The following is an 8,987-nucleotide window of genomic DNA, read 5'->3' as shown; positions in this document are numbered from 1 at the left end:
GTCGCGCATGTGCAGGTGGGCGACCGCGGCGCCCGCCTTCCAGCAGGCGTACACGTCCTCGGCGATCTCCTCGGGCGTCATGGGGACATTGGGGTTATTGGCCTTGGTGGGCCAAGCGCCGGTCGTGGCGACGGTGATGATTGTCTTGTTCTTCAGATCAGCCATTTTGATGCATCCTCTCGTGAATGATAGATGGAAGATACCACGTAAAGCGGCGGGCTGACGCTCGCCGCTTTACGGTGTGGATTTCTTACTTGTTGCGGTTGAACAGCTTCTGCATGTACTCCAGGCCGCTGCCGCCGTGGCCGGACTCGTCGGCGTAGCCGGTACCGCCGTACTTGTAGGTGCGGTCGGCCACGTTCTTGTCGATCTCGTCCTCGTCGATCAGAGCGACGCAGCGGGACATGGCGCCGTCGCCCATGTACCAGCGCAGGGGGAAGCAGAAGAACTGGAACACCTTGCCGGCGGGGATCTTGTCCAGGTCGCCGCCCAGGTTCTCCACGCCCACGATGCCGTGGCCCAGCATCTCCTTGTGGCAGGGCTCCCAAGTGCCCCAAACGCCCAGGTTCTCCAGTTCGCCGAACTTCTCGTCATAGGCGGCCTGGCCGTGGATGCGGATGTACTCGAACTTATCGAACTCGGCATAGGCCTCTTCACCGAACAGCTCCTTGTACTCCTCGGTGATGGGCTTGCCGGTGGCGCCCAGCAGGTTCATACGGGTCATGCCGTTGTTGCCCATAGCGGTGTGCAGGGGGTGATCCAGAGCCTGGCTGTCCATCGCCACGCACTTCACGCCGTGCTTGACGAACCACTTGCCGGCGTCGATGCCGGTGCCGATGGAGTAATGATAGTAGGCCTTGGAGTCGTCGAACAGGCGGTGCATGCCGGTGTTCAGGCACAGGACCTTGCCCTTCAGGTCGGCGGGGTTCAGGCCGCACTTTTTGCAGGCCTCGTCCAGGTGCTTGTCGGTGATCAGGGTCCAGGGCTCCACGTCCAGCTTCAGCACAACGGCCTCGCCGGTGTAAGCGTCGATGGGCATCTCGTGGGTGTAGCGGGCGCGCTTGCCGTCGAACTCATACTCCATGACGTGGCGGGGCGCGTCGCAGTGGGTGCCGGTGTGCATGGTGCAGGTGATCTTGGAGGTCAGAACGCCGCCCTTGGCCATGGTGTGGGCGTTGGTGATCTCGGGCTTGTCAAAGTAGGGCCAGCGGGGGATCTCAGCGCTGAAGGGGTGGGTCAGGTCAACATAAACTTTCTTGCCCATAATAAGTAGTTCCTCCTTAAAATGCATGGTGCAGGCCCATCAAGAGCCACACGGGATTCTGCCGCTTTGCGGCAGGCGAACTTCAAAGAATGCGCGGCAGGACACACGGTGAGTGCCCAGGGACCAGGGAGGACCCGCGGGCGGGCGCGCCTGCGCGGCACAGCTTAAACTGTTTTACGCGCTTACTTGCCGTAGAGCATTTTGATCAGATACTCGTTCAGATCGGCGTTGGATTTGGCCACCTGCTCCGGCGTCCACTTCTGGAAGCCCTCGCCGGTCTTAAAGCCGATCTTACCCTCGTCCCGCAGCTGCTTGAGCAGGGGGGAGGGCTCGTGGGAGTCCTCCAGATCCTTGAGGATGTAGTCGTGGATATTGTAGGTCAGATCGGTGCCGACCATGTCGGCGTTTTCCATGGGGCCCAACTGGGGCAGCCGCAGGCCAAAGGCGTATTTGACGGCTTTGTCCACGGTGGCGGCGTCGGCGATGCCGCGCTCCACGATGGAGATGGCCTCACGCCACAGGGCGTGCTGCATCCGGTTGGCGATGAAGCCGGGCACGTCCTTCTTGCACAGGACGGGCTCCTTGCCCACGGAAAAAAGGACCTCCATCACGGTCTGCGCCACCTCGTCGGAGGAGGCGTCGGACTTGACCACCTCCACCAGGGGGATCAGGTGGCCGGGGTTCCAGAAATGAGTGCCCACGAAGCGCTCCCGATGCTTGAGCTCGGCGGAGATCTCGCTGGGGCTCATGACGGAGGAGTTGGTGCAGAAGATGGTGTCGGGACGGCAGCGCGCCTCCAGCTTGGCGAAGGTCTCGCGCTTGATCTTCATGTCCTCAAACACGGCCTCGATCACGAAGTCGGCGTTCTTGACCAGATCACTGTCCATATCGGTGGTGAAGCTGATACGGGAGAGCCGGTCGCTCAGCTCCTGCTCGGTAATGACGCCCTTATCCAGCAGCTGCTTGGTATTGGTGCGGATGCCGGCCTCTACGTCGGTGGGGTACAGATCGTACAGGCCGACCTGAAAGTCGGGGTTGGAGGCAAAGACATATCCGATGTTCTTGCCCATCATGCCCGCACCGCAGATCAGGATATGTTTGATGTTCTTCATATGTTTCACGTCTTCCTTCCCATCAAAAGGCTGTGCAGAAACCATTCTGCCTGCTGTTCCTTCCAGAGGAAATGGGATCAGACGGTCAGATAGCCGCCGGAGCAGTCGCAGTTGCTGCCGGTGATGAAGTTGGAAGCGTCGGAGGAGAGGAACAGGGAGTAACCCACGAAGTCATCGGGCTCGCCCAGACGGCCGATGGGCTCACGATTCAGGAAGTTCTTGTACACGGCGGACTCGGGATCGAACATCCACTCGGTCAGGTCGCTGCGGAACACAGTGGGGCAGATGGAGTTGACGTTGATGTGGTATTTGGCGCTCAGATCGCAGGCCAGGCAGGAGACCATCAGGTCGGCGCCGCCCTTGGAGGTGCAGTAGCCGGTGTAGCCGGCCATGCCGCGCTTGGAGCGCTGGGAGGTCACGATGACCATCTTGCTGCGCTTGGTGTTGTCGGCCTCGTACTGGGCCACCATCTGATGGGCGACGTACTTGGTGACGATGTAGACGCTCTTGCAGTCGGCGTCCATGATCTTCTGCCAGTCGGCCACGGACTGCTCCAGGACGTTCTGGGGCTTGTTGTAGCCGTGAGCCACGGCCAGAATGTCGATGCAGCCGTACTGGGCCACGCAGGCCTTGACCAGCGCGTCCACCTGCTCCTCGACGGCGGGGTCGGCCACATAGTAGGCGCAGTCGATCCCCTCGGCCTTGAACTCCTCTTCCAGAGCCTTCAGCTTGGCGTCGTTGCGGCCGGTCATAAAGACCTTGGCGCCGGCGTAGCCGTAAGCCTTTGCCAGAACGCAGCCCAGAGCGCCGGTAGCGCCGGTGACCAGGGCGACCTTGCCCTTGACGGAGAACATATTCTCAACAAAATCCTTCTTAATGGGAACCATAGTTCGCTTCCTCCTTTATTCAGATCGAAGATACGGACGATCAGGCGTTGGGATAGTTGATGATGACCAGCATGCGGGCGGGGAGATTGCTCTCGTTCATCAGGCCGCGGCCCTCGTTGGGGGGGAAGGAGATGGACTCGTCCTTGTGCAGAACGTACTTCTTGCCGTCCTTGTCGGTCACGGTCATCTCGCCCTCAAGGATGTAGTAGACCTTCTCCAGCGGGTTGTCCTCATAGGCCCACTCAGCGCCGCCGCCGGGCAGGAAGGTGGAAACACCGATCCAGAACTTTTCGGCTCCGGTCTCTTCCTTGCCGTGGATCCGCATGGCGACCATGTTGAAATGACCGGGGGCGTTGTAAGGCTTCAAATCTGCAACAGTACGCTTGACCATGATAAAACCGCTCCTTTATAATAAAATTTTTGGAAACGCTGCATATGAGGGATTTGACATCCTCATCTAGCCGTAGTATAGCGAAAAACAAAAATTTGTGCAACACATACAATTACGTAAGTAGATAACCTGGAAGTTTGCACCCACCAAATGGTAAGTATCTTTCGGTTGTGGAAAACGTCTAAAATGACCTGTTAAAATTTAAACAAGATGACGGCAGGCTAAGGGGCAACTCCGGCAGTTTGTCGGAATTGCACAGAAACGGTGCAAAATTTTTGGTAAAAGAAGTCTGAAACTTGTTTTTGTACTTGTGAGGAAAGCACAGGTGTGTTATAGTAAAAACAAGATTTATTTATTTAAATGTAGTAAGAGGTGAACGCCATGCGCGCCGATCATTTTGATCAGCCCACCAATCCTTATCACTATGTGCTGCACTGCATCGGCGGGAAGTGGAAAATGACCATACTCCACGAGATCTACACACACGGCAGCATCCGCTTCAACCAAACGTTGAAGATCCTGCCCATTTCGGAAAAGGTCTTCAGCCAGCAGCTGCGAGAACTGGTGGAATCGGGTCTGATCCGCCGCATCTCCTACGATACGGTGCCCCCCAAGGTGGAGTATGTGCTCACGCCCAGCGGCGAACAGCTGATCCCCGCGCTGGACATCCTGTATATCTGGAGTATCCGCCGCATGAACGACCTGGAGATCCCCATCGATGCAAACGCCTTTACGGTGCATAAGTCCGGCAAATACGTGGACGCCCTGCGCGACATCATGGAGGCCAACAACTTTTGGCCGGATATTGAGCATCAAAGCAGCGGGGAGGTAGGACAGGCCTCCGGGGAAGATCGCTAAGCGAACCTGCGGGCGCAGGCAGGCGCAAAAAATGGAACTATAGCTTCTCCAGCGGCACGTGCGTCGGAGAAGCTGCCCTTCGGCCCACGCGTACGCGAACGGTTGCCTTTGGCGGCCCCCCTCGTGTGCGCGGTGGGCCGAAGCCTTGCCGAACAGAGGCTTTGCCGCCTTTCGACCGTCTCGCAGAGGCCGGTATCCGGCCTCTGTTTTGCGTCCGGGTACCTTTTGGTCAGTCACTGACCAAAAGGTAGGGATTGCGGAAATCGCCGCCGGACAGTACTATACTACAGGAAACAGGAATCAAAATTAGGAGGTGCGTCATGCCCGCCATACAGAACGACCTGACCCAGGGCAGCGTGACCCGGAAGCTGATCCGCTATGCGCTGCCGCTGGTAGCGTCCAGTCTGCTGCAGGCCCTCTACAGTATTACGGACTTCGTCATCGCCGGACACTTTATCGGGGACGCGGGGATTTCCGCCATCAACAACGCCAGCATCATCATGAACATGCTCACGCAGGTGGCCATCGGGCTGACCGTGGGCGGCAATATCCTGGTGGGCCAGTTTTTTGGCCAGGGAGACGAGACGCGGCGGCGCAGGGCTTCCGGCTCCATGTTCACGCTGGGCCTCTGTGCCGGCGTTCTGTTTGCCGGTGTTTTTGAGCTGATCGGCCGGCCGTTCCTCCGCCTTCTGGGCGCGCCGGCGCTGGAGGAGGCCGCGGCCTACTTCAACATCTGTGCCCTCGGCCTGTTCTTTATCTTTGGGTATAACGCCCTGTCGGCCATTCTCCGGGGGGTGGGCAACTCCCGGATCCCCTTGTACTGTGTCATCGTCTCGGTGAGCGTCAACGTGGGGCTGGATCTCCTTTTTGTCGCGTTCTTCCGCTGGGGCGTGGAGGGGGCGGCGGCCGCCACCGTCATTGCGCAGGGGCTCGCCTTCCTCACCGCGCTGATCTTTGCGCTGCGGCACCGGGCGGATCTGGGCCTTACCCCAGGCTGCCTGCGGCCTGCCCGGGAGATGGTGGGACGCATCCTCAGGCTGGGTACTCCCACGGCCGTCCAATGGACCATTGCCAGCGTATCCTGGCTGGTGGTGGTGGCGCTCATCAATCAGTACGGCGTGAGCGTTTCCGCCGGGAACGGCGTGTCCAACAAGATCCGGGATTTCTGCCAGCTCTTTGTCACCGCCATGTGCACCGGCGCGGGCACCATGTGCGCCCAATGTCTGGGCGCGCAGCTCTATGACCGGGCCGAGCAGGTGATGAAGACCTGCATGCGGATCACCCTGATCATGGCGGGGGTCATCATCGCCGTGGCAGAGCTTTTCGCACCCCGGTTTGCCGCCATCTTTACGCCGGATCCCCAGGTTCAGCAGTGGGCGGTGCTCAACCTGCGCATCGAGATTGTCTGCCAGATCTTTTACGCGGGCATGTTCTCCTATAATACGCTGGCGACCGGATCGGGCCACACGATGTTCATCATGTGGAACTCGTTCCTCAATTGTATCGTGGTGCGGCTCATCCTGGCGCTGATCCTGGATCACTTGTTTGGTGTGGTGGGCGTCTATGTGGCCTGCGGGGTGGCCGTGGCCAGTTCCGTGCCGGTGGGGTACTGGTTCTACCGTTCCAGGCGGTGGATGCATCCGCTGAATGTGAAATAACCGCAAAAACAGGGGCCGAGGCCCCTGTTTTTTGCGGTTGGACGGTTGCAACCCCCGCTCTGCTGCGCTATACTAAAGGGCGAATCATACGGCCTGCTTCCGCGCGCCTGCGGCGGAAGCGGGGGAATGGAAAGGTGAATCGGATGGAACAGACGAAAAAGCAAGCGCTGGCCGTCACTGCGGCCCACGCCCGCCTGCTGGCGGTGGATATGGTGCACGCCGCCGCCTCCGGCCACATCGGCGGCTCCTTGTCCGCCATGGATATCCTCACGCTCCTGTATGGAGACGTGATGCATGTGGACCCGGCCGATCCGGCCGACCCGGACCGGGACCGCTTCGTGCTCTCCAAGGGGCACTGTACGCCGGGGCTCTACCCCACCCTGGCGCTGCGGGGTTTCTTCCCGGTGGAGGATCTGAAGATGTTCCGCCGCATTGACGGGCATATGTCCGGCCATGCGGAGATGCACCATGTCAAGGGCGTGGATATGTCTACCGGAAGTCTGGGCCAGGGCCTGTCGGCGGCCGTGGGCATGGCGCTGGCGGGGAAGATGGACCATAAGGATTACCGGGTGTATGCCCTGCTGGGGGACGGCGAGCTGGAGGAGGGCCAGGTTTGGGAGGCCGCCATGGCCGCAGCCAAATTCCGGCTGGACAACCTGTGCGCCATCGTGGATGTGAACGGGCTTCAGATTGACGGCAGGACCGCCGATGTGATGCCCTCCGAGCCTCTGGACAAGAAGTTTGAGGCCTTCAACTGGAACGTACAATCGGTGGACGGCCACGATTTCGACGCGCTGGAGCGCGCGTTTGCGGCTGCGGCGGCGTGCCGGGAGAAGCCCACCGTGCTCCTGGCCAGGACCGTCAAGGGCAAGGGCGTCTCCTTCATGGAGAACGACGCGGGCTGGCACGGCAAGGCGCCCAATGACGAGCAGTATGAAAAGGCCCATGCGGAGCTGGCCGCGACGCTGGCGGAACTGGAGGGGAAGTAAGCCATGAGTGAGAAGATCGCAACCCGCGCCGCCTACGGCGAGGCCCTGGTGGCTCTGGCGGAGGAGTATCCCGAGCTGGTGGTGCTGGACGCCGACCTGTCCGGTTCCACCATGACCAAGGGCTTTGCCAAGGCCCATCCCGACCGTTTTTTCAACATCGGCATTGCCGAAGCCAATATGACGGGTATCGCCGCCGGCCTGGCCGCCTGCGGCAAGAAGCCCTTTACCAACACATTTGCCATGTTTGCCGCCGGACGCGCGTTTGAGCAGGTGCGCAACTCCATCGCCTACCCCCGCCTGAATGTAAAGGTAGTGGGCTCTCACGGCGGCCTGTCCGTGGGTGAGGACGGCGCCACGCATCAGTGCATCGAGGATTACGCCATCATGCGCGCCATCCCCAACATGATGGTGCTCTCCCCCTGCGACGGCCCTGAGATGCGCCTGGCCGTCAAGGCCCTGCTGGACTATGACGGCCCGGCCTATCTGCGCCTGGGCCGCCTGGCGGTGGAGAGCGTCACCGATTCCATTCCCGGCTATTCCTTCCGGTTGGGCAAGGGCGCGGTACTGCGGGACGGAGCGGACGCCACGGTGATCGCCACCGGCATGATGGTGCAGATGGCCCTGCAGGCCGCCCGGACGCTGGCGGAGGAGGGCGTGTCGGTCCGGGTCGTCGACATGCACACCATCAAGCCGCTGGATTATGAGCTGGTGCTGAAGGCCGCGCTGGAGACCCGCTGCATCGTCACTGCCGAGGAACACACCGTCATCGGCGGCCTGGGCTCCGCTGTGGCGGAATTCCTTGCGGAGCACTGCCCGGTGCCTGTGCTGCGCCATGGCGTTCACGACGAATTCGGCCGCTCCGGCAAGGCGCAGGCCGTGCTGGAGGCCTACGGGCTCACCCCCGCCGGTATTGCAGATCAGGTGCGCCAGGCCCTGAAACGGAAGCCGTGACACAGATCCGGCTCATCGCCCTGGATATGGACGGCACCCTGCTGGACGATGACCATGCCACAGTGCCGGCGCGCAATGTGGCTGCGCTGCGCCGGGCGGCGGAGCGCGGCGCAGCGGTGGCCATCGCCAGCGGCCGGGCCTGGGACCTTCTGCACGAGGTGGCGGCCCAGCTGGACATGCTGCACTATGCCGTACTCTCCAACGGCGCTGCCGTGCTGGATGTGACGAGCGGGGAATGGCTCTGGCGGAAGGGGCTGCCCCGGGCGCAGAGCCGGCGCCTGATCGAGCTGCTGCTGGCGCGGGACGTGCCGTTTGAGGTCTATGCCGACGGAGAAAATTATATCCAGGCCGACCGGAGCGGGCGGGTGCTGGCGCGGGCGCTGTCGCCGGAATTTGCCTCGGTCCTGCGGCGGTATTCCCGCTTCCCGGAGGATCTGAACGCTGCCCTGGAGGGGCGCTGTGTGGAGAAGATCCACATCTTTCACGTCCCGCCGGAAGAGCGCGCCGCGCTTCAAGCCGCGCTGGAGGCCACCGGCCCCCTGGCCGTCACAGGCTCCTTCGGGACCAATATGGAGCTGACCGCCCGGGGCGTCAACAAGGCCGCGGCTGTCCAGGCCCTGTGCAGGCGCCTGGAGGTAACGGCGGAGCAGGTCATGGCGTTCGGCGACGCGGACAACGATTTGGAGCTGCTGCGCTGGGCGCGGTGGTCCTTCGCCATGGAGAACGGGGCGGCGTCGGCCAAGGCCGCCGCACGGTATGTCACCGGCGCCAACCGTGCGGGGGGCGTGGGCATGGCGTTGGAGCGGTATCTGGCAGCGCCTTGAACTCAAACGGCGCGGAGCCCCCGTTCAGGGGGCTCCGCGCCGCGGCATGTCCG

The 8,987-nt window shown here is 61.5% G+C and carries 10 protein-coding genes; 5 read left to right on the top strand and 5 right to left on the bottom strand.

Going from position 1 to position 8,987, the window contains the following annotated elements:
- The 5 genes from MR825_RS13975 to MR825_RS13955 all read right to left on the bottom strand — a co-directional run.
- Window positions 1-165 (bottom strand): 3-keto-5-aminohexanoate cleavage protein (locus MR825_RS13975; RefSeq protein ID WP_287881249.1); only part of this gene is annotated, 165 nt, incomplete at its 3' end.
- Window positions 166-250: 85 nt separating this feature from the next.
- Entirely contained in the window at window positions 251-1,264 is a 1,014-nt protein-coding gene (locus MR825_RS13970) for a cyclase family protein (RefSeq protein WP_287881248.1), read from the bottom strand.
- A 182-nt stretch (window positions 1,265-1,446) separates the two neighbouring features.
- Window positions 1,447-2,376, bottom strand: coding sequence for a 3-hydroxyacyl-CoA dehydrogenase family protein (locus tag MR825_RS13965; protein ID WP_186908519.1), 930 nt, complete (start codon window positions 2,374-2,376; stop codon window positions 1,447-1,449).
- 77 nt (window positions 2,377-2,453) lie between these two features.
- Window positions 2,454-3,263: an SDR family NAD(P)-dependent oxidoreductase gene (locus tag MR825_RS13960; protein WP_186908520.1), complete on the bottom strand. Its 810-nt coding sequence runs from the start codon at window positions 3,261-3,263 to the stop codon at window positions 2,454-2,456.
- Between the two features lie 40 nt (window positions 3,264-3,303).
- Entirely contained in the window at window positions 3,304-3,654 is a 351-nt protein-coding gene (locus MR825_RS13955) for a cupin domain-containing protein (RefSeq protein ID WP_186908521.1), read from the bottom strand.
- Window positions 3,655-4,035: 381 nt separating this feature from the next.
- Here MR825_RS13955 and MR825_RS13950 point away from each other — a divergent pair, with 381 nt between their 5' ends.
- The 5 genes from MR825_RS13950 (at window position 4,036) to MR825_RS13930 (ending at window position 8,934) form a co-directional block, all read left to right on the top strand.
- The gene (locus tag MR825_RS13950) at window positions 4,036-4,512 is read left to right on the top strand and encodes a winged helix-turn-helix transcriptional regulator (protein WP_186908522.1); all 477 of its coding nucleotides are present in this window, start codon (window positions 4,036-4,038) and stop codon (window positions 4,510-4,512) included.
- A gap of 320 nt (window positions 4,513-4,832) precedes the next feature.
- Window positions 4,833-6,170: an MATE family efflux transporter gene (locus MR825_RS13945; RefSeq protein ID WP_186908523.1), complete on the top strand. Its 1,338-nt coding sequence runs from the start codon at window positions 4,833-4,835 to the stop codon at window positions 6,168-6,170.
- A gap of 143 nt (window positions 6,171-6,313) precedes the next feature.
- Window positions 6,314-7,159: a transketolase gene (locus tag MR825_RS13940; RefSeq protein ID WP_186908524.1), complete on the top strand. Its 846-nt coding sequence runs from the start codon at window positions 6,314-6,316 to the stop codon at window positions 7,157-7,159.
- Window positions 7,160-7,162: 3 nt separating this feature from the next.
- A complete protein-coding gene (locus MR825_RS13935; protein WP_186908525.1) occupies window positions 7,163-8,110 on the top strand; it encodes a transketolase family protein in 948 nt (315 codons plus the stop codon).
- Entirely contained in the window at window positions 8,107-8,934 is an 828-nt protein-coding gene (locus tag MR825_RS13930) for an HAD family hydrolase (protein ID WP_186908526.1), read from the top strand. The genes MR825_RS13935 and MR825_RS13930 overlap by 4 nt, the downstream gene beginning before the upstream one ends.
- Window positions 8,935-8,987 lie beyond the last annotated feature (53 nt).

Source organism: Lawsonibacter sp. (genome assembly GCF_022777125.1).
Classification (GTDB): Bacteria; Bacillota; Clostridia; order Oscillospirales; family Oscillospiraceae; genus Lawsonibacter_A; species Lawsonibacter_A hominis.
The sequence above is the reverse complement of the archived record's forward strand: the minus strand, read 5'-3'. Positions and strand labels throughout refer to the sequence as shown.

Coding starts and splice junctions, on each gene's coding strand:
- MR825_RS13970 (WP_287881248.1), bottom strand. CDS start 1,264: ATGGGCAAGAAAGTTTATGTTGACCTGACCCACCCCTTCAGCGCTGAG.
- MR825_RS13965 (WP_186908519.1), bottom strand. CDS start 2,376: ATGAAGAACATCAAACATATCCTGATCTGCGGTGCGGGCATGATGGGC.
- MR825_RS13960 (WP_186908520.1), bottom strand. CDS start 3,263: ATGGTTCCCATTAAGAAGGATTTTGTTGAGAATATGTTCTCCGTCAAG.
- MR825_RS13955 (WP_186908521.1), bottom strand. CDS start 3,654: ATGGTCAAGCGTACTGTTGCAGATTTGAAGCCTTACAACGCCCCCGGT.
- MR825_RS13950 (WP_186908522.1), top strand. CDS start 4,036: ATGCGCGCCGATCATTTTGATCAGCCCACCAATCCTTATCACTATGTG.
- MR825_RS13945 (WP_186908523.1), top strand. CDS start 4,833: ATGCCCGCCATACAGAACGACCTGACCCAGGGCAGCGTGACCCGGAAG.
- MR825_RS13940 (WP_186908524.1), top strand. CDS start 6,314: ATGGAACAGACGAAAAAGCAAGCGCTGGCCGTCACTGCGGCCCACGCC.
- MR825_RS13935 (WP_186908525.1), top strand. CDS start 7,163: ATGAGTGAGAAGATCGCAACCCGCGCCGCCTACGGCGAGGCCCTGGTG.